We start from the raw sequence: 23564 nt of genomic DNA on the forward strand, positions 1-23564 counted from the left end.
TGTCATTGTCTCGACGGTTCTCGGTGGCAACGAAGGCCCAAGGACTCTGTGTTGGGCGGACAGCCAGTGACAGGAGCGGAATCGTTTGCCTGCTCCTACATCTCCATTTCGAAGATCTCCTCTCTGACGGTTTTCATCAACGTCCCGTAGGTGCAGCAGTTAGTGCGAACTCTTCACCTCGTCGACAAACTGCTGCGCGATCTGCGACATCAGGTTCAGCGCCTCTTCCTCAGTTATCGCCAGCCCTGTGTTTGCGCCCATGTCGAGAGACACCGTTCCGGCCAGGACGCGGAGCCCGACCCCAGCAGTGTTCCCGCTAATGGATTCCTTGGTGACGTAGGCCTTCTCCCCGATGTCCGGACCAGGGAGAAGCTGGATCGTCATCTTCTGGGGCCCGGTGGCTCCGGACACCGTCTGGTCGAACGTGGCGCAGCGGACCATCAGCTCCGGGCTGTAATCAAAGTCGGCCCTGGCAAGAGTCTCCCGGGGAGCGCTTCGGACATCGAAAAGGATCATGCCGGTTCCATGGGCGCCAACGTTGAAAATCTCGGCAAGTGCGAAGCCCATGGAGGGATCCAGTTGCGCCTCGTGCTGCCACGACCTGTGGAAGACGTTGCACTCACCCGGCTCGGTCGGACCCAGTATCGAGGATGCTGATGCAGACGTTGGCGGCTGGGTCATCAACACGTAAGACTTGCGGGCCATGGCTGTGTCTTCGGCCCTTCCGCCGTGCGGCTCCAGCACTTTGCTGCTGATTGCCATGAGCTCCTGGTCTGTGAAGACCTTCGGCGGCGTGGCGGTGGCCTCAGCCGACGGCGAGGCGGTACTGCTTGCAGCCGTTGTGGTGCTGCTGCCGCTGTTGGATGCGGCGCCACCAGATTGCCCGGCTCCGCACGACGTGAGGATCAGCGCTCCGGCAGCCAGCATGAGGGCTCTGCCAACCCGGCTGGCAGGCAGGAGCTTCCGCACGGATTTTCCGGCTTCTGGATGCATCAGAGTGTTCCTCAGGATTCGTTTCTTCAAAGAGCCTGGCGGGGCGGCGAGCACGGGCTGGCTCAGAAGTTGATCCCCTTGACCAGGGTGATCAACTGTTCCTTGACCTGCTCTTCGGTGGGCCCGGCTGGTGAAATCAGGATCTCGGCGACGAAGATGGCCATGTTCTGGCCGCGGGCCACCATCAGTGACATGTAGGTGACCGGTACATCGCTTGGCGGCCGGAGGGCTTTTGGTCCGCCCGGATCTGACCGGATAACCAGGATGGCTTTGTCGCCGACACCTTCGATGCTTTGGCCATCAGGCGGCAGAACTCGTGAGAGCGCAGAGGCACCGCCCTGATGGAGCTCGATGGCGAATTTGAGCGAGTCCGGCCCAGGTGTGCCCAGAGCCCCAAATAGGTACCGGCAGTTGCCCTCACCCGGAAGAACCTGCGGCTGGGTTGTGGCACCAAACGCCTGCTTGAGTGCGTCGGCGCTGACCAGGGCGCAAACGGGGCTGTCTGTCTCAGTCTGGGGACCGACAGGTGGCGCGGCCGGAACATGAAGTTCAGCGCCGTTGCCCCACCCGCCCTCGACAAGGGCCTGGGCAAGTGCTCGCGCTGTGGCGTCACCGTCCGGTACCGGGAAATCCGGCGTTATTGGTGGTGCGTCGACGATGCGCAGGTCGAGGGACTCGTTGCCCCGGACTGCCTTCAGGACAGTGTTGGCCGACGCCCCTCCGGGCTCGCCGCGGAACCACCCCGTCCACTGCATGCAAGCGAAGTCCCCGATGCCCTCCACTGCTGAGCAGTCCGGAGTATTTTTCGTTTCCGCAATCTGCGGCGCCGAGGCGGGCGATGTCAACGAGACGGAAAGAGCCCGGCTTTTGCTCGATTTACTCATGTAGCTGCAGACGTACGCGGGGCTCCCTGCCGGCTTGCCCCCCGTTCCCATCTGGGCCAGGCCAGGATCGATCTTCGCGGCGATGACCGGCGTGATGATGTCACAGGCCGGGCTGCCCGACCCGGGTGAGGGAGGCTCGGTTGGTCTAGTTGAGGGGGACTGCGTTGGTTCAGATGAGGGTGATCTTGTTGGGGACGAGGGCGTGCCCCCTTGCGTGCAGCCGCCAAGGAAAAGGGCCAGTGCCGCGGAAAGCATAAGAACTCTCCGCGGGGCAAGCTTCCGGTGAACGCGCATTGCTTCCCTCTCATCCTCCAAAAGCTGCCCTCGAAGGGTGCCCCCGATGCGCTGATGCTATGGCTGTGAAGGACGTGTCAAAAGAGGCTAAGGACCCGCTGAGGAGCAGGCGCGCAGAAGTGGACTCTGATCGCACTGCGCGCCGTGAAGGTAGGTGTCTTCGTAGGCGCGATCCTGAGCCCTGGCCTCGTGGGCGGCGCTCCCTTCTATGAGCTGGACCTCGGGTGCATGATCCGCATCTGGCCGATCATCTTGAATTCGTCATCCAGGACGGGGCAGTCATCACAAGCGCCGACAGCTAAGCGATAACGGCAAAGCGCCGCCCGCCTTGGGGGAAGGCGGGCGGCGCTAGTTTTGCGGGTGGCCGTCAGTGGCCGCCGAGGTTGCCACCGACGGGCGGCAGGCCGCCGTCGTTGCGGTCGTCCCCGCGCCGTTCGCCGGCGCTCAGGTTCTCACCCTCCAGCGTTTCATCGGACTCACCCGTGGTGTCCACCAGGCCGTTGGTCTGGTCGAACGTGTGGCCGATCCTGCCGTCATCCAGGTCTGCGAGGGAGCCGCTGGAGCCTGCAGCCGAGGTCGTACCGGGCGTTGTGGTGTCAGCCGTCCCCGTGCCCGGGTAGGCGCTGCCGGTGGTGGCGCCGGTGGTGAGGGGCTCGGCCGGGACTGCTGTGGTCGTGTCCGTCGTCAGCGGGGTGACGGTGGCCGGCTCGCCGGAAGCTACCGGCGTTACCGTTTCATCGGCGGCCGCTGTTTCTCCCTTGTTGCCGCTGGCAGCCATGGCGGCTGCTGCGCCGGCCGCTGCTGCAATGCCCACGCCGGCAGCAACCTTGCCGGAGACACCGGCCTTGCCGGAATCACCGCGGGATGCACCTGCGTGCTCGACACCGGGCGTGCCCACGGTGGCGCCGGGGTTGACGGAACCGCGCCAGGCACCGCTGGCATAGCCTTCATCCTCGATGAATTCCTTGAACTTCTGCAGGTCCGACTCCGCCTGCCGGTCCACGACGTTGAGCTTGTCGCCCACCTTTTCGATGACGCCTTCGGGCTCGTATTCGAGGGTCAGCTTGATGGAGGTCTGGCCGCCGCCCACGTCTTCGAACTCAACGGCACCGGCGTTCGTGGCACCTTCGGTAGCGGCCCAGGCGACCTTGCGGTCCGGAACCTGCTCCAAAATCTTGGCTTCCCACTGCCTGCGGACGCCAGCAATCTCGGCCACCCACTCCAGGCGGTCATCACTGAGCTGGGTCACGCTCTTGACGCCGCCCATGAAGTGCGGGAACTCCTCGAACTGCGTCCACTGGTTGTAAGCGGTGCTCACCGGTACGTTGACCAGAATGCGTTTTTCGACCTTCGTGCTCATAACGTCTCCTTCGCTTTGCTACCGGGAACTGATGAGTAGGAAAAATCATCAGCATGCTTACCAACATACCTTTTGGGTGCTGATGTTTCCAGAGCCTCACTTCAGCGGGTATGGGAAAACCACGACGGCGGCACCTTAGTGGGTGCCGCCGCCGCGGTCTTGTAAGGGGCTGGAAGCGTCAGTCCAGGTACTGGCCCACCAGCGCCAGGTTCTGGATGACTGCCAGCCCGAACTGGGCGGTGTCATTGGTGGAGACGGTGGGCGCTTCATCCACCGGCAGCAGCACGTGCGGCGGCTCGATCCTGCGGAGCGTGAAGGCGGATTCGTGGTTCAGGTGCTCGCCGCCCTCGGCAAAGCTCTGCCACGCCCGGGCTGCCAGGTCAGGGTCATTCAGCTTCGCCGCCGCGTAGGCCGTCAACCGGCTGTGTGCCTGGGTGAGGTAGATGCCGTCGAGCGGCTGGCCCACGGCGTCCACCTGTTCCTCTTTGCTTGCCAGGAAGAGGCGGCAGTACTGCAGCCACGCCCGCTCGAACTCCGGATCGTCCACCAGGTCCACCAGTTCGCTGCAGATCTCCACCAGGCCGAACACAGCGCTGAGGTGGGAAACCGAGATCATTTCCCGGCCCGTATCGAACCGGCCCTTGTCCAGGTGGTACAGCGCTTCCCCCGTGAGGAAGCCGTACTTGAGTGCGCCGATGTCCGCCATGGTGCCCAGCAGCCGGTCCCGGGACCGCGGGTTGCCGGTACGTTCCCAGTCCGTCAGCCACGTGGCGGCGAGCGAGCCCCAATCCGTCCCAAGGCCCACGCCGAGTGCTTCGCGGTTGGGGCGGTAGGTGGCCGCGTCGGGCCGGACCTTGCGGACCGGGTCAAGGCCCAGGAAGTTCTGGTCGCTGTCAACCAGCTCGGTAAGCAGGTCCCCGGTGCGCTCGTCCGCGGTCAGGTAATAGTAAAAGCGGCGGTAGGCGGGCGTGCTGATCCGCAACTGCTTGGCGCTGCAGCCCCAATGCTGGACATTGTGCCGGGAACCCAGGCCCTTCCAGGGGCCCAGGTGGTAGACGTCCACCTCGCCCGTGTGCCGGGTCATCGCCTCGGCGAGGCGGAAGATGTCCGCCCGGCCGGAGCGCAGGTAGGAATACCAGAGCCACAGATCCGGGGAGAGCTCCGAGTTGTCCCACGCGTAGCCGCCCACGTCATAACGCCACACGTGCCGATCAAAGTCGTAGGTGTGCATCACGTCGCCGTAGTTCCAGAAACCGTACCAGCGCCGCTGTTCCACCTGGCCGGCATAGAAATCGAACAGGAAGTCCAGCCGGTCCTCCAGCCGTGCCCGCGCCGGGGTGCTGCGGTCCACCGGATCCCAGTCGCCGAAGACGCCCGCCGCGTGCAGGTATTCCGGCGTGGCCTGCAGGAGGGCGGGGGTGGAGGCGGCCGCAGCGTCGGCGGCGAGGTTTTCGGTGGTGGGGGTCGCGTCGTAGGCGAACAGGGTCAGCTCATGCGTCCGGGCGATTCCGGTGGGGCTGCCGAAGCCCGGCTCATAGTCCTCATATGTGATCTCCAGGCCTTCGAGCTGCTCCTCGAACGTGTCCTGGCCCAGGCCGTCATGGTAAAAACGCAGGTCCATCGGCTGCGCCTCGGGGGAGTAAAGCCAGGCGGTCAGCGATGCTTCGTCCGTGCCGGCGCCGCGGATGTCCAGCTGGCCCGGGTGGGACTGCCAGAAATCCTTGATCCCCACACCCAGGCCGCCGCGGGTATCGCTCAGGGAGCAGAAGCCGCCGGCGCGGGTGCCCCCGGAGATCCCCACCCACCCGTGGCCGGCGGCGGTGCGCTTGCGCAGCTCGAATCCATCAGCGCTCAGCTGGCTGAGGGTGTAGTCGCCCCAGCTGGGGATCAGGTGCAGGCGGTTTGAGACTTCCGGATTCCAGCTGTCCGCCGGGGGAGTGGGGCGGCCGGCGATCTGGGCGTCCCGCACCTCCGCGCCGGGATCCCGCCGCAAGCCGGTAAGGCCGCGGACCGCTTCGGTAAGGAATCCTCCATCGGCGCCCGCGATCCGGATGTGCCGGTCATGCAGGTCAGCCTCAAGCGGCACGGTAAAGCGGACGCCCAGCCCGGCCAGGAAATCGCGGTCCGCGTCACCGTCCCAGATGAACGAATGCACCAACCGGACGCTGCGGGCGTTGGCGTGGAAGTAGAAGCGGACCACAAATGGCAGCCAGCCCCGCTTTCCACTCCCCGGCACGTCCGGGCGGTGGTGGCCTTCGATCCGCACCACGGCACGCACGGGGCCGCTTTGTTCCAGCACGACGGCGTTGACCCCGCCAGTGAAGGCAGCCCGGCCAACCGTCCCCGCGCCCTCGGACACGCTGTCCTGCAGCAGGCTGACCAGCCGGGCGTCGCGGGCCACTTCCCGCCCGTCCCGGGAAAGGCTGCTGAACAGGGTGGACCCGCTGCGCTTGATCACCATCTGCAGGACGCCGGTGTCCACGGTGAGAGCGTCGGCACTCTCGTTGATCGTGACGGACGCACCGCGCGGGGACGGGCGGCCGGCGATGAAAGCCGTACCGCCGTCGGCCGTCACGTGGTAGCTGGCCGACGGCGTATCCGTGGCCGGGAGCGCGACGCCCGCCCACTTCAGGGAGCCGTCCGGCCATGTTGCCAATGGCCAGGCCTGGCTGGAAACCGGTGTGCCGCTGCTGTCGGCAACAGCCAGGGCCTCCGCGCCGGGCACGGTCCCGCGCGGGAACGGCATGCCCCACGTGGTCCCGCCGCTGATTTCCGCCGGTGCCTGTCCGTCGATCCACCTGATGAGGGTGCTGTCCGTCATGTCATCCAATTCCACTGGTGATTGCTGCGCAAAGAAGTCCCAACCGAAATGGGAAAGCGCTTTCTCGATTTGAACTACAACGTAGTAGACCAGTGGCGCGGGTGCAAGGGGGTGGTGGCAGGCAGAAGCCGGAAGGGGTTACTTTTTGGCGTCCCCGTCGTCGTCCGGTCCCTCGGCCGGGTCCTGCGTGTGGACGCGGATATCGCCCGGGTCCGCGTCGGGATCGCCCTCGGCCGGTGATTCGGCATGGATCCGGTCGTCGTGGTCCCTTGAACGATTTTCAGTCATGACTGCTCCTCGTGGCGGTGTTCGCGGTCCCCTCATTGAGCGCCCCGGTCCCTGACCTGTCAAGGACTTCCAGGGCCGTAGGTCGCGGCCGGGCTTGCTGTGCCGGGCTGGTACGGCTGTGAGATTAAGCGCCGCCAAGCTCTCCCGCTAGTTTCCACGAAGATTCCATCAGGCGTACGGATGCCCGCCGTCCCAGCAACGGCGGGCATCCGAGTCTATTGAGCCGGCCTGGTGGGCCGGAGGGTCAGTCAAGCGGCAGTGTCACCGTCACGCTGGTGCCTTGCCCTGGCGTGGAACTGATGTCCATCGCACCGCCGGCTTCCTGCACGGCCACCGCCATGAGCCGCAAGCCGTACCCGTGGTGCCGCCCGCACGTGGCCAGATTGCTGTCAAAGCCTGTGCCGTCGTCGGCCACGATCAAGCGGATGCCGTGGTCCACGGCTGCCAGCTGGATGTTCAGTGTGGACGCGGACGAGAACTTGAACGCATTGCTGAGGACCTCGCGGGCGGACTGGTACAGGAGGGACGCGCAGTCCGCCGGGATCTCGATGCCCCAGTGCGGAGTATCCCAGTGGACCGCGGTCCCGCGCTGCCGCAGGGGTGCGGTGAGCCGGTCGATGCATCCGGCGAGCCCCAACGTGTGGAAGTCCAGCGGCTGTTTGTCCGTCAGCACGCCTCCCACGGTTGTGACTTCGTTGTCCAACGCCGTTCTGCTTCCCATGACGTCCTGCTCCCCACAAGCTGGTTGTGTCCTATGGCTTCAGCGTGGACCTGTAAGGTCTAGGGATCGCAAGGTTTGCCTCAAGATCGCATCAATTCTGCGCGCGGATGGTGACGGGGTGCACTGCCGGCCTTTGTTTCAGTTCCGCCGCACTGGGGACGGAAGACGTATGCCTGCTTGGTTGATGTCACTTGTTTGGGGCACCGGTGCCGGTGCGGCCCTGGTCCTGGGAGCTGCCGTGTCCTGGCGGTGGTCCATCCCGTCCAAAGTTGTTTCCACCATCATGGCCTTCGGCGCCGGCGTGCTGATCTCGGCGCTTGCCTTTGAGCTGGTGGACGAGGCCGTGAAGGGCGGCGGACTGTGGCCCACGGTGGCGGGCTTCCTGGCCGGGGCAGTGGTGTACGTGGGCGCCAATATGCTTCTGGCGCGGGCCGGCGCCAAGCACCGCAAGCGGTCCGGAGACCAGCAGCCGTCCGAGAAGGACGATCCCGGCAGCGGCACGGCGATAGCCGTAGGCGCCCTGCTGGACGGCGTTCCGGAATCAGTGGTTCTGGGTGTCGGCCTGTTGGCCGGGGGAGCGGTGAGTCCTGCCATGCTGGCGGCTGTCTTCATCTCCAACGTCCCCGAGGGCCTGTCCGGTACGGCCGGCATGAAGAAGGCCGGACGGAGCAGGGGCTATGTGTTCGGGCTCTGGGGCGGCATCGCGGTCCTCAGCGGTCTGGCGGCGCTGCTGGGATACGTGGCGCTGGAAAACGCACCGGAAGAACTGGTCGCGTTCATCACCTCCGTTGCGGCCGGCGGCATCCTGGCCATGCTGGCGGACACCATGATTCCCGAAGCCTTCGAAGAGCACCACAACCTCACCGGGCTGACCGCTTCCGTGGGGTTCCTGACCGCGTTTACGATTCACCATCTGGGGTAGGGAACCGGGCCTAAGTAAATGGCACGACGGCGGGGTGCGGCGCAGTGCCGCACCCCGCCGTCGCGCTTTGCTGCAGGGCGTACGCCTGCCGGACGCCCTTACGCCCCGGCAAGGACGGGTGCCGTCAACCGGCCGTCCCGCATGGTGGCCACGGCGTCCGTCAGCGGCACGAACTCAGTATCATGCGTGACCATTACCGTTGCCACCCCGAACTCCGTGGTCACCTGGCGCAGCAGGGCAATGATCGAGGCGCTGCGCTCGTGGTCCAGCGCCGCGGTCGGCTCGTCCACCAGCAGCACCTTGGGACTGCCCATCAGTGCCCGGGCGATGTTCACCCGCTGCCGCTGCCCGCCGGAAAGCTGGTGCGGCAGCTTCCGGGCGCTCGCGGAGAGGCCCACCACCTCCAGAAGTTCTGCTGCCCTGGTCCGTGCCGCCTTGGCAGGCTTCCCACGCAGGTGTTCGCTGATGATGAGTTGTTCGACGGCGGTGAGCGAGGGCAGCAGGTTGGGCTGCTGGAAGATGATGCCCACTTTGCCGCGGCGCAGGGCGGTGAGCTCCCTGTCCTTGAGGGCCGCGGTGTCGGTGCCATCGATGATGACCTGTCCGCGGGTGGGGCGGACCAGGGTGGCGGCCACGGCCAGGAGGCTGGACTTGCCGGAGCCTGAGGGGCCTACGAGTGCCACGAGCTGGCCCGCGCGGGCGGTCAGGCTGACCCGGTCCAGGGCCGTGGTGGTTCCGCTGCCGTCCGGATATTCGAGGGTGACGTTGACCAGGCTGAGGGGCGCGGGAATGGAGGACATAAGGGTGTTCCTTTCGGGAGGGAGGAGTTAGTTGCCGCCGAGCGCCAGGAGCGCATCGACCTTGGTCACGCGGCGGACGGCCAGGGCGGCACCCGCCAGGCCCAGGGCAACAATCCCGACGACGGGAAGCACCGTGGTGCCCGCGTTCAGCAGGAAAGGGGCAGCCTGGGCGGCCAGGGAACCGGCGGCCACGCCCACGGCCCCACCCGCTCCAGCGCCCGCGACGAGGACGATCGCGGCCTGGGTCATGGCGTCGCGCAGGATGTAGGAACCCGGAGCGCCCATGGCTTTCAGCACGGCGATGTCCCGGGTGCGCTGGATGGTCCAGACGGTCAGGAAGGCCACGATCACCAGGGACGAGATCCCGTACAGGAAGGCCTGCATCAGGGTCAGTGAGCCGTTCTCGCTCTTGAAGGAACCCAGTGCCTGGAACGATCCCGTACGGGACTCGCTGACCGTATGCGCGGTTGTATTGGCCGCGGCCTCGTCCACCCTGGCCCCGTCCGCGTAGGTGACCGCGACGACGGTAGCCAGCTGGCCGCCGTCGGACACGTGCGCCGCTTTGGCCCAGGCGGGCAGCGCCGTCCACACCACGCTGGTATGGGCATACCACTGGTCCGGCACCACGGCGGCGACCGAAAGCTCCACGCCTCCAAAGGACACCCTGTCCCCCTGGCCCACGGACAGGGCCTCCGCAACGGTTGTGCCCAGCACGGCGGTGCCGGTGGATACCTCGATGGGCGCCAGCGAACTGCCCGGTGAAACACCGAAAACTGCCACGTTGGCCGTTCCTGAACCACCGGCCGTCTGGGCCCGGGTCTGGGTGATGCCCACCGGCTCGGCGGACTCGACGCCGGGCTGGTTCCTCCACGTCTCCACCTGGGCGGCGGTCACGGAGCTTTCCGTGTAGGACGCCTTGGGTGCGGCTGGCCCCGGTGCCCCGAAAACGATGGTGTCCACCGGTTTGGTGCCGGCCGCACCCAACCTGCCTATGGCGGATGTCGACTGCTCGGCCAGTCCCGCGGTCAGGCCGGACAGCATGACCAGCAGGAGGGTGATCAGGGCTACGACGCCGCCCATCATGGCGAACCGGCCTTTGGCGAAGCGGATATCGCGGATTGCCAGGAACACGTTGTTTCTTCTCTCAGCAGGGGTGGTTTTTTCTGTCCTTCCACTCTCCCGGGAACGGCATGGAGTGGCATCGCGGGGACGGTTGATCCGCACGCGTGGAAGGGTGGAGCCGGGAGTCAACCTTTCGGTTGATCCCCGGTGGATGGTCCAGGCATAAGCTGAGGGAATGCCTGCCACGCCCCTGCCGCAAACCCCGGAAAAGGCCGTAGGCATCCCGGCGAAGGGGCCGTTGGCTGCACTGGAGAATGCCTCGTCGGCAGCAATCCTCCGGGTCCTGCGGGTAACCCTGCACACGGGGTTCGCCGTGCTGCTGGCTGTGGCACTGGTCCGGATGCTGATGGCCGGAGGATCGCTGCGCTGGTTGTGGGCGGGCACCGCCGTCGTCCTGGCTGCTGTGTACCTGGCCGGAACGGTCCTCGAAAAACGCCATGCCGAAGCCCGCAGCGGCTTCAACCCCCGCCGCTACGGGCTGCTGTGGCTGGGCCTGGTCACGGGACTGTGGGCGTTCCTGCTCGCAGGCAGCGCCGACTTCGCCTGGCTGGCCTTCCCCATCTTTTTCCTGCACCTTCACCTGCTGCCCCGGCGGGCCGCGCTGCCGGCGATCGCGCTGATGACCGTCGCGGTGGTCGCATCCCAGTGGGCTGCGAGCGGTGCTCCCGTGCCGCACGCCGCGGCCGTCGTAGGGCCCGTTCTGGGCGCGGTCTTCTCGGTGATCACCGGGCTTGCGTACGCCGCCCTGTACAGGGAAGCGGAGAACCAGCGGCGTGCGGCGGACGAACTGCGCCGCACCCGGGAGGAACTGGCCAGGTCCCAGCATGAGGCCGGGGTGCTGGCGGAGCGGGAGCGGCTGGCCCGGGAAATCCACGACACCCTGGCGCAGGGGCTGTCCAGCATCGTTCTCCTGGGGCGGGCGGCGGAGAAGTCGCTCACGGACGGTGATACTGCCACGGCTTCCGAGCGGTTGGCGCTGGTGCAGCAGACCGCCGCGGACAACCTTGCGGAGGCGCGCAGCTTTGTCCGCGGCCTGTCCTCGCCGCAGCTGGAGGGGACCACCCTGGTGGAGGCCCTGCGCCGGCTGTGCGGGACCACGGAGACCGGCGCCGCGGCTGCGGGAGTTGCGCTGCGGTGCCGGCTCGAGGTGGACGGCGAGCCGCAGGAGCTGCCCCAAGCGGTCCGCGTCACCCTGCTGCGGGCGGCCCAGGCCAGCCTCGCGAACGTCCGTGAACACGCCCGGGCCGCCAACGCCGTCGTCACCCTTGCCTTCCTGGGCAGCGAGGTGACCATGGACATTTACGACGACGGTGTGGGCTTTGATCCCGCCGCCGCGGCAGGTGCCGGGGACGCAGCGGACGGCAGCGGGTTCGGGCTGCGCTCGCTGCGGGAGCGCGTCAATGCGCTCAACGGCTCGCTGGCAGTTGAATCCGCGCCGGGAGAGGGCGCTGTGGTGGCCATCCGGTTGCCGCTGGACGGTGGACCGCATGGGTGAAGTCCGCGTCCTGCTGGTGGACGACCATCCCGTGGTCCGTGCCGGACTGCGGGCCATGCTCACCGGATTCGAGGGCATCTCCATAGCCGCCGAGGCCGCCGACGGCGCGGCTGCGCTGAAGGAACTGGCACGGCTGCGGACACTTGGCGAGGCGCCGGATGTGGTCCTCATGGACCTGCAGCTGGGGGACGGGATGGACGGGGTCACGGCCACCGCACAGATCCGGAAGCTCGCCGCGCCGCCGCCGGTGCTCATCCTGACCACGTACGACACCGACGCGGACATCCTGGCCGCGGTGGAGGCCGGGGCCAGCGGCTACATGCTCAAGGACGCGCCGCCGGATCAGCTGCGGCAGGCCGTCCTGCAGGCCGCGGCGGGTGGCACCGCCTTGGCGCCTCGGGCCGCTGCCCTGCTGATGGAGCGGATCAGCAACCCCGGCACCTCCCTCACCCCGCGCGAGGTGCAGCTGCTGGAACTGCTGGCCACCGGCCTGTCCAACCGCGCCATCGCCAGGCAGGTCTTCATCTCGGAGGCCACGGTGAAGACCCACCTGGTGCACATTTACGGCAAGCTTGGCGTGGACAACCGCACGGCCGCCATCGCCGCGGCCACGCAGCGGCGGATCATCCGGGCGCCGGGTTCCAAGGGCTGACTGTGCAGTAGGTTTATTCCACTGCCCTCAGCTCGCATTGTTCAAAGGAGAATGAATGTCCCGTCCGGTTCCAGCCGTTGATGCCCTTCTTGCCACTTACGGTGCTCCTGATGCCTGCGCCGCCGAGCTCCTGTGCGACAGCCACGATCCCAACAAAGTTGCCTTCACGGTGGTCGCCGCCGACCTCTCCGCGGAGGACATCACCTACGGCGAGCTCCGGGAGCGCTCGGAACGGGGAGCGGCTGCCTTGGCAGAGCTGGGGGTTGGCCCTGGAGATGCGGTGGCCACCCTGATGCGAAAGTCCGCCGACCTTGTGGTCATGCTCCTGGCCATTTGGCGGCGCGGGGCTGTCCATGTGCCGCTGTTCACTGCCTTCGCGTGGCCGGCCATCGAACTTCGCCTCACCGCGTCCGGAGCAAAGGTTGTGATTACTGACGCGGACCAGCGGGCGAAGATCCAGGAAACCACTGCCGCCGTGGTGGTTGCCGGTGCAGAAGCCTCCAGTCCGGACCTGGCGCTCACGACGCTCCTGGCCGGGCAGCAACCCGGAATCGCGGCCGAAGCTGTGGGAGGTGACGGGGACCTGGTGCTGATCTTTACGTCCGGCACCACGGGTGCTCCCAAGGGTGTGCCGGTGCCCGTCCGGGCGCTGGCCGCGTTCCGCCAGTACGTCGAAGTGGGCCTGGACGTCAGTGAAGAGGACGTCTTCTGGAATGCCGCAGATCCCGGCTGGGCATATGGCCTGTACTACGGGATCCTGGGGCCCATGGCGGCAGGGCGTCGCAACCTGTTGCTGCGGCCGGGGTTTTCGCCGGAACTCAGCTTTAAGGTGTTGGAGGCGTTTTCGGTCACCAACTTCGCGGCTGCTCCCACGGTGTACCGCACCATGCGCGCAAAAACCGACGCCGGAACGGGACCCTTCCGGCTGCGGCGGGCCTCCTCCGCCGGCGAACCGCTGACCCCCGAAGTGATCAGCTGGGCCCGTGAGGTGCTGGGCGTTCCCGTCCGGGACCACTACGGACAGACCGAACACGGCATGATGATCATCAATGCCTGGCATGACGAGGTCAGGACGGAGCTCAGGCCCGGATCCATGGGCCGGCCCCTGCCGGGGTGGAGCTGCGCTGTCCTCAAGGACAACGCCGACGAGCCGGCCGCGCCGGGCGAACTGGGCCGCGTCGCCGTCAACGTGGCCGAAAGCCCCATGATGTGGTTCAGGGGGTACCGGGACGCCCCGGACAAGACGGCCGAAAGGTTCAGCGCGGACGCCAAGTGGTACCTGACCGGTGACGCGGGCATGGTGGACGCGGACGGCTACTACTTCTTCTCTTCCCGGGATGACGACGTGATCATCATGGCCGGATACCGGATTGGCCCTTTCGACGTTGAGAGCGTCCTTGCCACCCACCCGGCGGTCCTGGAAACTGCCGTGGTGGGCGCCCCCGACGAACTGCGCGGAGAAGTCCTGGAGGCCTATGTCGTGCTGGCGGAAGGGACCAACGGCAGTGACGCCTTAGTGGCCGAACTCCAGACCATGGTCAAGACGCAGTTCGCCGCGCACGCCTACCCGCGCCGCATCCACTTCGTGTCGGACCTGCCCAAGACGCCGTCGGGGAAGCTGCAGCGCTACATCCTGAGGCAGCAGCGGGCCGCGGAGGCGGGCAGCTAGAGGACAGGAAGAGGACGACGGCGCTGCCTGGCACCGTGGTTCTGAAGCCATGGGTGCCGCACACCGCCGTCGTCCTTCCTTTTGCGGTCCCGTCAGGCCGCCCCGCCCAGCAGGCCCTGCCTGGTGAGGTCGGCGGTGACCAAGCGGGCCAGTTCCGCTGCACCTGCCCGGTTGGGGTGCAGGGTGTCGCCGGTCATGAACAGGGCCAATGTTCTTTCCGGCCCGATCTCCGTGAAGTAGGCGGAGGACAGGACGTTCAGGTCCACCAGCGGCACCTCTTCCTCCTGTGCCAGGTCCACTGTGGAGTGCCGGTACCAGCGGTTGATTGAAGTGTGGATCCCGTCCACGAAGTCGGTGGCCCGGCCCTGAGGTGTGACCAGGACGGGGGTGGCGCCGGTGGCGGCCACCTGGCGGACCATGTCGCGCATGATCTCCTTGAACTCGGTTTCGGTGGTGGCGTTCTTCGCGGCGGTGTCGTTGATACCCATTTCGAGGAGGAACAGGTCGCCCGGCTTGATGTACTGCAGGATGGCCTCGAGTTGGCCGTCGTTGCGGAAGCCGCGGGCAATCTGGCCTCCTGTGGCCATGTTCCGGATATCGAAGGCCTCCCGGTCCACGAACTGCGGGAGCATCTGGCCCCAGCCGCCCTGGACGCTTGTTTCCAAGGGGTAGTAGTTGGCCACGGTGGAGTCGCCGCCCACCCAGATGGTGGGGTCCATCTCCGGGTGGCGGGACACCTTTTCAATCTCCAGCGAGCTCAAGGTGAAGGCCGTTCCCACTTTGCCCTCGGTGGCCAGCAGGTTCAGCTGGCCGTCCGTCACCGGGATCTCAAAGGAATCCGTGGCGCCGTTGCCGGTGAGGTTCATGGCCTGGAAGACCCCTTCAGCCGCGATGCTTGCCCGGGACGTGTCGCCCAGGGTGACTGTGACTTTGTACAGACCCTCCTTCAGATCCACGTTAAAAGTGTTGGTGCTCTTGGTTCCAAACTCCAGGAAACGGACTGCATCGCTGCCGGCGCCGCTGCCCTTTGCCGGGACGTTGACCATGTGTTCAGGGGCGTTGAAACCGTAGCGTTTGTCCGGGCTGTACGCGTCCGCTGCGCTGACCCCGGTATAGCCCTGCTCTACGGGACCGCCGCCGAAGTCGAAGCGATAGTTGCTGGGCTCGGCATTGGCTGCGGGAGCGGACACCGTGAGTCCTGCGCCTGCGGCCAGCGCGGCTACAGCAAGGGAACAAGCCAGGGGCCTGTGGACCCGTGATCGGAAGGTGGGCAGTTTTGCCGTCACGTTCATCTCCTTTGATGGGCGTGGATTGAATCCACGCATGGTTGTATCGATTCAAAAAATTCGGTGGGTAGGTCGATCCCTAAAGCCTGGCGTGTGGGGTGGGCATGATGCCGCTGTTACAAACTTTGTAACAGCGCTAAACGTTCGAAGTCAAGATAATTTGGGAGATTGGTGTGAGGTTTTGATGGTTCCTGTTCGCCGGCAAAAGTGATGCCCCCTTTACCGGCGCCTTTTGCCGTTGGGGCTGTTAGCGTGGAGGCCCAGTCACAGAAGGAGGAGCGATGTCCATCAACTCACCTGATTCACTGCCCGAGGATGAGCCGCAGGAAGGGTCCACGGCCGGCAAAGGGAATGCCAACGGCGGGATCCCCGGGGGTAAGGACGGCGTAGGGATTTCCGATGGTGCCGAGCCCAACACCTTCGAACCCGAGGAAGATCCTGATGCCACGGCGGGGCCTGCTTGATTGAGGATCCTTGAAGAACTCCTTGAGGCCCCTCTCAAGGTTGGCTCAAGATTGGCCGAAGGTGCCCAAATTGGCACTTTGACCAACCTACTGACCGGTAGTTTGTAACTGCTTGCCCGCCATTTCCCCCGGCAGGGAAGCAAGAAGCCCCCGCGCTGGAGCTAGACTCGCGCGGGGGCTTCCCCCATGTTCCGGCCGCGTCAGTGGTTCGGCAAACTCACGCGCTCGAAGTGCTCCACGGTCGGGAACGGCTCATAGAACCTGTGCAGCAGGGTCCGCCACTGCTGGTACTCGGGAGAGCCGCGGAAGCCGAGCGTGTGGTCCTCCAGCTTCTCCCACTCGACCAGCAGCAGGTAGGTGCCAGGGGATTCGATCGAGCGGGACAGCGACAACGACATGAAGCCCGGCATCGAGGCAATGATGGGGCGGGCCTGGCGGAACGCGGCCTCGAATTGCTCCTCGCGGCCAGGGATGACGGGAAGCAGCGCATGTTCAGTAATCACCGGGCAAGTCTGGCAGACCGGTGGGGAATACGCCTGGCTACACGTTATCGATCCAGTAGCGGCGCTTGCCGTTGCGCGTGTCCTCATACTGGCCACCGTTTTTCTCGATGGTTGCCCGCGATCCGGCGTTGTCCTCGTCGCAGGTCAGGAGAACCCGTTCGATCCCGAGTGACCGCGCCACGGGAAGCGCGTCCGCAAGGGCTTGCGCTGCATGGCCCCGCCGCCTGGCAGTGGGCCTGACGCTGTAGCCGATGTGCCCGCCTTCGTTGAGGAGGTAGTCGGTCAACTCATGCCTGATGGCCAGCGAGCCCACGAACCTGCCGCCGTCGACAATCCAAAGGTAGGTGCAGGGCACAAAGCGGGGCTTGCGCACGGTTTCGGGCAGGGCGTCCTTGACCAGGGCATCGACGAAGCGGCCAAACACCTTGGCGTCCTTGAGATCGTCCAGGGACCAGCCGTCGGCACCCGCACCGTCCTGGCGGGCACCCGCAAACTCCGCGGCTGCTTCAAGCCAGGAACGGTGGAAACTGACGTTTGGGGCAATGAGTTGGGCCATCACAAGATCCTACGGTGCCGGGCGCACCTGCCGGCCGCGCCGGGCGAGCGCGTTCGGCGGGAAACAGCCATTGGCCTGTACTATCGCCCGGGACCCTAATTCGGGGTCTGGAAGGGGACGATCAATGGCGCGCACTCTCGTGGCACCTACAGCCCTCGGGGATCCGATCGGGCGGGACCAGCTACTGCAGGAATACGGTTTGGCATCGCCAACCGGGGAGGGCCTGCTTGTCGCCGGCGCCGAGCAGTCAATGGAACCCCTTCAAAACCTCGTTGCGCTGGCCGCCAAACTCTGCGGGGTTCCTTACGGAGTGATCAATGTTGTCACGTCCGACGAGCAGCGCCAGGTGGCCGCCGTCGGTTTTGAAGCCGCAGTCTGTTCGCGGCAGGACTCCATGTGCGCCAAAGTCTTCCTCGCCGGTGAAACGACTGTTGTTACGGACGCCTCGCTGGATCCCCGCTTCGCGGCTAATCCGTTTGTCACCGGGGAGATCGCCGCCGTGCGGTTTTACGCCTCGGTACCGTTGGAAACCGCATCAGGATTCGTGCTCGGCTCCTTGTGTGTATTTTCCGATTCGCGGGCGGTGCCTGATGCGGACCAGCTGGACATGCTGGAAATCCTGGCCCGCCAGGCGGTGCAACTGCTTGAGCTGCAGCGCCGGACACTGCAGCTGAACAGCGCCCTCCACGAAGTGCGGGAAAGCAACGCCAAGCTGGCAGAGTTTGCAGGCCGCGTCAGCCACGACCTCCGTGGGCCGCTTACCACCATCCTGGGCTATGTGGAGATGGGTGAGGATGACCCCGGGGTGGACAGCACCCACCCGGCCGCTGAGTATTTTCAGCTCATCGGCGCCAGCGGCCACCGGATGCTTGCCATGCTCCAGGACGTCCTGAAGTACTCAAGTGTCGGCGGAGCCATCCAGCGGCAGCGTGCATCACTCCAGACTGTGGCGGGCGAAGTGGCGCATGATTTGGGCCTGTCGTTTGGACCTGGCTCGGTCCTGGACAGCGATGACTTGAAGCTGCAGGTTGATCCTGGCCAACTCCGCATCCTGCTGCAGAACCTGGTGGCCAATGCAATCAATTACCCGAGCCCGGACCGGGAGCTTGAGGTGCGGATCAGCGGCATGTCCAACTATCACGGGACCACGGTGTTGGTGGCAGACAATGGCAAGGGGATTGCCCCGGAGGACCGGCAGCGCGTGCTGGAACCCCTGGTCCGGCTGCACCGGGAGGGCGACGGACAAGGTTCGGGCCTGGGCCTGGCCACCTGCCGGCGGATTGCGGAAGCCCATGGGGGAGAGCTGAGCCTGAAGGAGACGCCTGGCGGCGGCACCACCGTGGTGATCAGCTTTCCCGCTGAACACTAGGCGCTTAAAGGGCTCCGGGCCGACTGCAGTTGCAGCCGGCCCGGACACACCGGTTCAGTTCACCTTGGTCACTTCAGGTCGAAGCGGTCCAGTTCCATGACCTTGGTCCAGGCGGCCACGAAGTCGTTGACGAACTTCTCCCTGGCGTCCTCGCTGGCGTAGACCTCGGCAAGGGCCCGCAACTGTGAGTTGGAGCCGAACACCAGGTCCACCGGGGTGGCCGTCCACTTCAGTTCACCGGTGGCGACGTCGGTGATCTCGTAGACGTTCTCCTCCGACTCGGATGCCTTCCACTTGGTACCGGGCGAGAGCAGGTTGACGAAGAAGTCGTTCGTCAGGACCTGGGGCTTGTCCGTCAGCACGCCGTGGTTGGAACCGCCCACGTTGGTGCCCAGGGCACGCATGCCGCCCACCAGCGCCGTCATCTCCGGTGCGGACAGGTCCAGCATGTAGGCCTTGTCCAGCAGGAGGGTTTCGGGCGGGAGCTTCGAGCCGGGCCGCAGGTAGTTGCGGAACCCGTCTGCCCGCGGCTGCAGGTACTGGAAGGATTCGACGTCGGTCTGCTCCTGGGCGGCATCGGTGCGTCCCGGGCGGAACGGCACGGTGACGGGGAAGCCGGCGTCGGCAGCGGCCTTTTCCACCGCGGCGGCACCGCCGAGGACGATCAGGTCAGCGAGGGAGACCTTCTTGCCGCCCGTCTGCGCGGCGTTGAATTCCTCCTGCACGCGCTCAAGGGCCTGAAGGACGGTGGCCAGCTGCTCCGGCTCGCTCGCTTCCCAGCTGCGCTGCGGCTCGAGCCGGATCCGGGCGCCGTTGGCACCGCCACGCCGGTCCGTCTTGCGGTACGTGGCAGCCGAGGCCCAGGCCGTGCCTGCCAGTTGCGGGATGGTCAGGCCGGAGTCCAGGAGTTTGGCCTTCAGGGAGGCAATGTCCTGCTCGTCGATCAGTTCATGGTCGACGGCGGGAACGGGATCCTGCCACAGCTGCGCCTCGGGAACCCAGGGACCCAGCATGTGCGGGCCAACCGGGCCCATGTCACGGTGCAGCAGTTTGTACCAGGCCTTGCCGAAGGCCAGTGCGAACTCGTCCGGGTTCTTGAGGAAGCGGCGTCCGATTTCCTCGTAGACGGGGTCGAAGCGCAGCGACAGGTCCGTGGTCAGCATGGTGGGGCGGTGCTTCTTGGCGGGATCGTGGGCGTCCGGGATGATCTCGGGGGCGTCCTTGGCAACCCACTGGTGGGCGCCGCCGGGGCTCTTGACCAGTTCCCATTCGTACTCGAACAGGATCTCCAGGAAGCGGTTGCTCCACTGGGTGGGCTTGTCAGTCCAGGTGACCTCAAGGCCCGAGGTAATGGTGTCCCCACCCTTGCCGCTGCCGTAGGTGCTGAGCCAGCCCAAGCCTTGTGCCTCAAGGTTGGCGCCCTCCGGTTCGGGACCCACATGAGCATCGGCGGGGCCGGCGCCATGGGTCTTGCCGAAGGTGTGGCCGCCGGCGATCAGCGCGAAGGTCTCTTCGTCGTTCATCGCCATGCGCTTGAACGTCTCGCGGATGAAGGCGGCAGCAGCCACGGGGTCCGGGTTGCCCATGGGGCCTTCGGGGTTGACGTAGATCAGGCCCATCTCGGTGGAACCGACGTCTTCGGACATCTGGCCTTCGCCCACGTAGCGCTCGTCGCCGAGCCAGGCGTCTTCAGGGCCCCAGAAGATCTGCTCGGGCTCCCACACGTCCTCGCGGCCAAAGGCGAAGCCGAAGGTCTCGAAGCCCATCGATTCCAGGGCAACGTTGCCGGCGAGGACCAGCAGGTCGGCCCAGGAGAGCTTCTGGCCGTACTTCTGCTTAACCGGCCACAGCAGCCGCCGGGCCTTGTCCAGGTTGGCGTTGTCCGGCCAGCTGTTCAGCGGCGCGAACCGCTGGCCGCCGTCGCCCGCTCCACCGCGGCCGTCGTGGACGCGGTAGGTGCCGGCGGCGTGCCAGCTCATGCGGATCATGAGGCCGCCGTAGTGGCCGAAGTCCGCCGGCCACCAATCCTGGGAGGTGGTCAGGACCTCGGTGATGTCACGCTTGAGGGCCTCGACGTCGAGCTTCTGGAATTCCTCGCGGTAGCTGAACGATGGGTCCAGCGGATTGCTCGCCTTGCCGTGTGCGTGCAGCACGGAGAGATCCAGCTGGTTGGGCCACCAGTCCTGGTTGGTCCGCGGCCGGTGCCCCTTGGGCTGCGGGGAATCGATCGCCGGGTTTTCACTTTCGCTGCCCTGGGCCGTGGCGCTGCCATGGGCCACCGGGCACCCGCCCTCTGCCTTGCTGTCCAGGCCTTGGGCGCTACCCGGCGTGGGGACTGGAGGGTGTTCCTGGCGGTCAGTCATGTGCTTCCTTCCATCGGGTCGAGGCCGTGGAGCGGACTCGGGGGGCCGGTTCAACCTTCCCATTTGAACATAGGCGGGCCGCCCGGGGGAGGTCCTCTTTGTCCGGAAAATCTGCAGGAACTTGTCCGGGAAAACTGCAGGAACAATAGGAAACGCATTGCGTCGAGCGCTTCCCCTGCCCGTCGACCTGTGGATGGCGCTGCCCGGGGACTCGGACAACCCCGCCCTGCCGCCGGTCACCGCGCTCGCCGAACGCGTCTGGCCTGGCGCTTTCGGAGCGGCCACCGCATAGGTGCGGAATATCTGCCTAAGGCTGCAGCTTGTCGCTAGGGGGCCGTCGTCGGAACTAACATCCCGGCCCAACCAAGCACCCACGAGAAGGAGCACTATGACCATTGGCGGAGGAACAGCAGGCAACGGACGGACGGCCCTCGTCGTCGGAGCCACCGGAATCGCGGGGTCTGCTTTGGTGGATACCTTGGTGGGCCAAGGCTTGGAGGTCCTTGCCTTGTCCCGCAGGTCCGGAGCCGAGCGCCCCGGCGTCAGGTGGCTCTCCGCCGACCTGACCTCGGCTGCCTCCCTGGCCGCCGTGCTTGGTCCGGAGAACCCCTCCCACGTCTACTTCACCGCATGGTCACGGCGGGACACTGAGGAAGAGAACATTGCCGTCAATGCCGGCATGGTGCGTGACCTCCTCGCAGCCCTCCGGGGAAAGGAAGTGGCCCACGTCGCGCTGATGACCGGCCTTAAGCACTATCTCGGACCGTTCGAGGCGTACGCCGCCGGGGAAATGCCGGACACGCCGTTCCACGAGGAGGAACCGCGCCTTCCGGTGCGGAACTTTTATTACGCCCAGGAGGACGAGCTCTGGGCGGCAGCGGCGCAGCAGGGATTCACCTGGTCGGTGCACCGCGCGCACACGGTGATCGGGCATGCGGTGGGCAATGCCATGAACATGGGCCTCACGCTTGCCACGCAGGCCACCCTGTGCCGGGAAAGCGGCGAGCCGTTCGTTTTCCCGGGATCAGAAACACAATGGAACGGGCTGACCGACATGACGGATGCCGGTCTGCTGGCCGAGCACATGCTGTGGGCCTCCACCACTCCCGAAGCCGCCAACGAAGCCTTCAACATCGTCAACGGCGATGTGTTCCGCTGGCGGTGGATGTGGCCGAAACTCGCAGCTTACTTCGGCGTGGAGTGGGAGGGATACCAAGGCCAGCCCCGTCCCCTGGAGCTGTCCATGGCGGGCCGTGAAGACGAGTGGCGGCAGCTTGCTGCCAAGTACAACCTCAGCGAACCGGAGCTGGACCGGGTGGCGTCCTGGTGGCACACGGACGGTGACCTGGGGCGGGGCATTGAGGTGGTGACGGACATGGGGAAGAGCCGTGATGCCGGGTTCACGGGGTACCGGCGGACCCTGGACTCGTTCACGGCACTCTTTGACCGCTACCGGGCGGAGAACCTGATCCCCTGATTGTGGTGCTCGGAGCAATTGAGCACATCACGCTTTGTGCACCGCGCCCAGTTCGATGAGCAGGACGCCGCCGATGATGAGGCCGAGGCCGAGCATCATGACGGGGGTGATGGCCTCCTTGAAGAAGACCCGGCTGGCCAAGGCAGTCAGTGCAACGCCGGCCGCGGCCCAGATGCCGTAGGCAACGCCGAGGCTCATGCCTTGGTCCAGGGTCAGCGTGAGGAGCGTGAACGCCAGGACATAGCCGACGCCGACCGGGACGTACCAGCGCCGCTTACCGGTGGAAGCGACCCGCAGGAGGAGGGTGGCGCTGACTTCAGTGAGGATTGCCGCTGCCAGCAGCAGCCACATCATGAGTTGACCATTTCTTTGGCAGGTTCCTCCGCCGGCTCCTTGTGCGAGCCGAGTTCAACGCAGAGCACGCCGCCAATCACCATGGCGACGCCGATCATCATCACCGGGGTCAGTGCTTCGCCGAAGATGACGGCGGCCAGCAGCACGGTGAGTGTCACGCCCAGCGCAGCCCAGATGCCGTAGGCAGCGCCGAGGCCCAGGCCTTTGCGGAGGACGCCGGCGAGGAAAGCGAAAGACGCCGAATAACCGAGGACAACCACGATGAAGAAAGCAGGATTATCAAGGGCCGCTTTCAAGGAGAGTGACGCTGTCACCTCACTCAGGATGGCGCCGGCAAGGAAAATCCACTTCATCTAAGTCCTTGAAAAGTCGTTTGGGCTGGTTCCCGTGGATGCAACGCCGCGATTGCTGCTGGTGTTCCCGCACTTCCCGCCGGTAAGGACAGGCGGGAAGTGCGGGGCGCTGGCTAGGTTTGCGGGGCCAGTTCCAGTCCGGCCACCGCGGAGCTGCCGAGGTCGCTGCCGGTGAGTGGCTGCTGCGCGGCCAGGGCATTGGCCCAGGTGTTGGTATCGGCTACTGCTGCCCAGTTCGAGTTCAGCAGCGCGAGCAGCGTGGTGTGCACAGTTTTTGCGTCGGCGGAACCTGCGTCATTGGCGAGGTTGATGGCACCCGTGGCATCGGCGAGGACTTCGGTGCTGAAGCCGAGGAACTCTGCCTCCACGGCGGAGGCGAGCACGCAATTGTTGGTCATGTAGCCCACCAAGGTGGCCGTGTCGACGTCGTGCTTCCGAAGCCATTCGGCGAGGTCCGTGCCGGCGTACACCGAGCCGTACTGCTTGATCAGCGTCTTCCATTCACCCGTCCTGCGGCGTTCGATCTCGGGGTGCAGCTCGAAGGCAGGGGTGCCGGGAGCAAACACCGGCGCGCCTTCACCGGCGGAGTGCTGGATCGCAGCGATGGGGATGCCGGCGGCGGTGGCAGCGTCAACCGCTTTCGCAATTGCCGGCAGGGACTCCTGGTGCGGCGGGTACTGGATTTCGAGGGGGCCGCTGAAGTACTGCTGCTGCACATCGATGAGGATGAGGGCGCGGCGGGGGCTGCTCATTGGTCTTGGTTCTCCCTGACGGTTGATTCTGCTGCCGGTTGGCGGACCGTTCCAGTCTTCCCGCTG

23 protein-coding genes are annotated in these 23564 nt (G+C 65.9%); 8 read left to right on the forward strand and 15 right to left on the reverse strand.

From position 1 onward, the window contains the following. Positions 1–159: 159 nt before the first annotated feature. From ASG86_RS02460 to ASG86_RS02480, 6 genes are all read right to left on the reverse strand, one after another. The gene (locus tag ASG86_RS02460) at positions 160–993 is read right to left on the reverse strand and encodes a hypothetical protein (protein WP_056329785.1); all 834 of its coding nucleotides are present in this window, start codon (positions 991–993) and stop codon (positions 160–162) included. A 62-nt stretch (positions 994–1055) separates the two neighbouring features. Then, on the reverse strand, positions 1056–1877 hold the full coding sequence (locus tag ASG86_RS02465) for a hypothetical protein (RefSeq protein WP_235565069.1): 822 nt from the start codon (positions 1875–1877) through the stop codon (positions 1056–1058). Between the two features lie 661 nt (positions 1878–2538). Beyond that, complete coding sequence (locus ASG86_RS02470; RefSeq protein WP_056329791.1) at positions 2539–3531, reverse strand: SRPBCC family protein; 993 nt, start codon at positions 3529–3531, stop codon at positions 2539–2541. A 178-nt stretch (positions 3532–3709) separates the two neighbouring features. Beyond that, positions 3710–6352 (reverse strand): exo-rhamnogalacturonan lyase family protein, encoded by a 2643-nt coding sequence (locus ASG86_RS02475; RefSeq protein WP_056329794.1) that lies wholly within the window; start codon positions 6350–6352, stop codon positions 3710–3712. 138 nt (positions 6353–6490) lie between these two features. Next, complete coding sequence (locus ASG86_RS20715) at positions 6491–6640, reverse strand: hypothetical protein (protein WP_200946107.1); 150 nt, start codon at positions 6638–6640, stop codon at positions 6491–6493. Positions 6641–6884: 244 nt separating this feature from the next. Next, the gene (locus tag ASG86_RS02480) at positions 6885–7361 is read right to left on the reverse strand and encodes a sensor histidine kinase (protein WP_056329797.1); all 477 of its coding nucleotides are present in this window, start codon (positions 7359–7361) and stop codon (positions 6885–6887) included. Positions 7362–7530: 169 nt separating this feature from the next. Here ASG86_RS02480 and ASG86_RS02485 point away from each other — a divergent pair, with 169 nt between their 5' ends. Then, complete coding sequence (locus tag ASG86_RS02485; protein WP_056329798.1) at positions 7531–8283, forward strand: ZIP family metal transporter; 753 nt, start codon at positions 7531–7533, stop codon at positions 8281–8283. Positions 8284–8381: 98 nt separating this feature from the next. Here ASG86_RS02485 and ASG86_RS02490 read toward each other — a convergent pair whose 3' ends face one another. After that, positions 8382–9083, reverse strand: a complete 702-nt coding sequence (locus ASG86_RS02490; protein WP_056329801.1) for an ABC transporter ATP-binding protein — start codon at positions 9081–9083, stop codon at positions 8382–8384. A 27-nt stretch (positions 9084–9110) separates the two neighbouring features. Next, positions 9111–10214, reverse strand: coding sequence for an ABC transporter permease (locus ASG86_RS02495; RefSeq protein ID WP_056329803.1), 1104 nt, complete (start codon positions 10212–10214; stop codon positions 9111–9113). A 166-nt stretch (positions 10215–10380) separates the two neighbouring features. Between ASG86_RS02495 and ASG86_RS02500 the strand changes: the two genes are divergently transcribed. From ASG86_RS02500 to ASG86_RS02510, 3 genes are read left to right on the forward strand one after another with little or no spacing between them, the layout of a single operon-like run. Continuing rightward, a complete protein-coding gene (locus ASG86_RS02500) occupies positions 10381–11700 on the forward strand; it encodes a sensor histidine kinase (RefSeq protein WP_200946109.1) in 1320 nt (439 codons plus the stop codon). After that, positions 11693–12352, forward strand: a complete 660-nt coding sequence (locus ASG86_RS02505; protein ID WP_056329806.1) for a response regulator — start codon at positions 11693–11695, stop codon at positions 12350–12352. Before ASG86_RS02500 ends, ASG86_RS02505 begins: the two co-directional genes overlap by 8 nt. A gap of 55 nt (positions 12353–12407) precedes the next feature. Beyond that, the gene (locus ASG86_RS02510; RefSeq protein WP_056329809.1) at positions 12408–14021 is read left to right on the forward strand and encodes an AMP-binding protein; all 1614 of its coding nucleotides are present in this window, start codon (positions 12408–12410) and stop codon (positions 14019–14021) included. Between the two features lie 92 nt (positions 14022–14113). On the opposite strand, the gene ASG86_RS02515 is transcribed toward ASG86_RS02510, so the two are convergent. Next, positions 14114–15307, reverse strand: coding sequence for a rhamnogalacturonan acetylesterase (locus tag ASG86_RS02515; RefSeq protein WP_235565070.1), 1194 nt, complete (start codon positions 15305–15307; stop codon positions 14114–14116). A gap of 281 nt (positions 15308–15588) precedes the next feature. On the opposite strand from ASG86_RS02515, the gene ASG86_RS02520 reads away from it, so the two are divergent. Further along, positions 15589–15771, forward strand: a complete 183-nt coding sequence (locus ASG86_RS02520) for a hypothetical protein (protein ID WP_056329812.1) — start codon at positions 15589–15591, stop codon at positions 15769–15771. Positions 15772–15971: 200 nt separating this feature from the next. Here ASG86_RS02520 and ASG86_RS02525 read toward each other — a convergent pair whose 3' ends face one another. Both ASG86_RS02525 and ASG86_RS02530 read right to left on the reverse strand, forming a co-directional pair. Further along, positions 15972–16274, reverse strand: a complete 303-nt coding sequence (locus ASG86_RS02525; RefSeq protein ID WP_056329813.1) for an antibiotic biosynthesis monooxygenase family protein — start codon at positions 16272–16274, stop codon at positions 15972–15974. Positions 16275–16311: 37 nt separating this feature from the next. Beyond that, complete coding sequence (locus tag ASG86_RS02530; RefSeq protein ID WP_056329817.1) at positions 16312–16830, reverse strand: GNAT family N-acetyltransferase; 519 nt, start codon at positions 16828–16830, stop codon at positions 16312–16314. Between the two features lie 124 nt (positions 16831–16954). Here ASG86_RS02530 and ASG86_RS02535 point away from each other — a divergent pair, with 124 nt between their 5' ends. After that, on the forward strand, positions 16955–18199 hold the full coding sequence (locus ASG86_RS02535) for a GAF domain-containing sensor histidine kinase (protein ID WP_056329819.1): 1245 nt from the start codon (positions 16955–16957) through the stop codon (positions 18197–18199). A 68-nt stretch (positions 18200–18267) separates the two neighbouring features. Here the strand turns inward: ASG86_RS02535 and katG are convergent, their stop codons facing one another. After that, positions 18268–20562: a catalase/peroxidase HPI gene (gene katG / locus ASG86_RS02540; RefSeq protein WP_056329822.1), complete on the reverse strand. Its 2295-nt coding sequence runs from the start codon at positions 20560–20562 to the stop codon at positions 18268–18270. A gap of 157 nt (positions 20563–20719) precedes the next feature. Here katG and ASG86_RS21100 point away from each other — a divergent pair, with 157 nt between their 5' ends. Beyond that, positions 20720–20854, forward strand: coding sequence for a hypothetical protein (locus tag ASG86_RS21100; protein ID WP_268760560.1), 135 nt, complete (start codon positions 20720–20722; stop codon positions 20852–20854). Positions 20855–20950: 96 nt separating this feature from the next. Next, positions 20951–22039, forward strand: a complete 1089-nt coding sequence (locus ASG86_RS02545) for an SDR family oxidoreductase (protein ID WP_056329825.1) — start codon at positions 20951–20953, stop codon at positions 22037–22039. Between the two features lie 27 nt (positions 22040–22066). On the opposite strand, the gene ASG86_RS02550 is transcribed toward ASG86_RS02545, so the two are convergent. The 3 genes from ASG86_RS02550 to ASG86_RS02560 form a co-directional block, all read right to left on the reverse strand. Further along, entirely contained in the window at positions 22067–22393 is a 327-nt protein-coding gene (locus tag ASG86_RS02550) for a DMT family transporter (protein WP_056329826.1), read from the reverse strand. Further along, positions 22390–22746 (reverse strand): DMT family transporter, encoded by a 357-nt coding sequence (locus tag ASG86_RS02555; RefSeq protein ID WP_056329830.1) that lies wholly within the window; start codon positions 22744–22746, stop codon positions 22390–22392. Before ASG86_RS02555 ends, ASG86_RS02550 begins: the two co-directional genes overlap by 4 nt. Positions 22747–22859: 113 nt before the next feature. Further along, positions 22860–23498, reverse strand: coding sequence for an isochorismatase family protein (locus tag ASG86_RS02560; RefSeq protein WP_056329831.1), 639 nt, complete (start codon positions 23496–23498; stop codon positions 22860–22862). Positions 23499–23564 lie beyond the last annotated feature (66 nt).

Source organism: Arthrobacter sp. Soil764 (genome assembly GCF_001428075.1).
Lineage (GTDB): Bacteria > Actinomycetota > Actinomycetes > Actinomycetales > Micrococcaceae > Arthrobacter.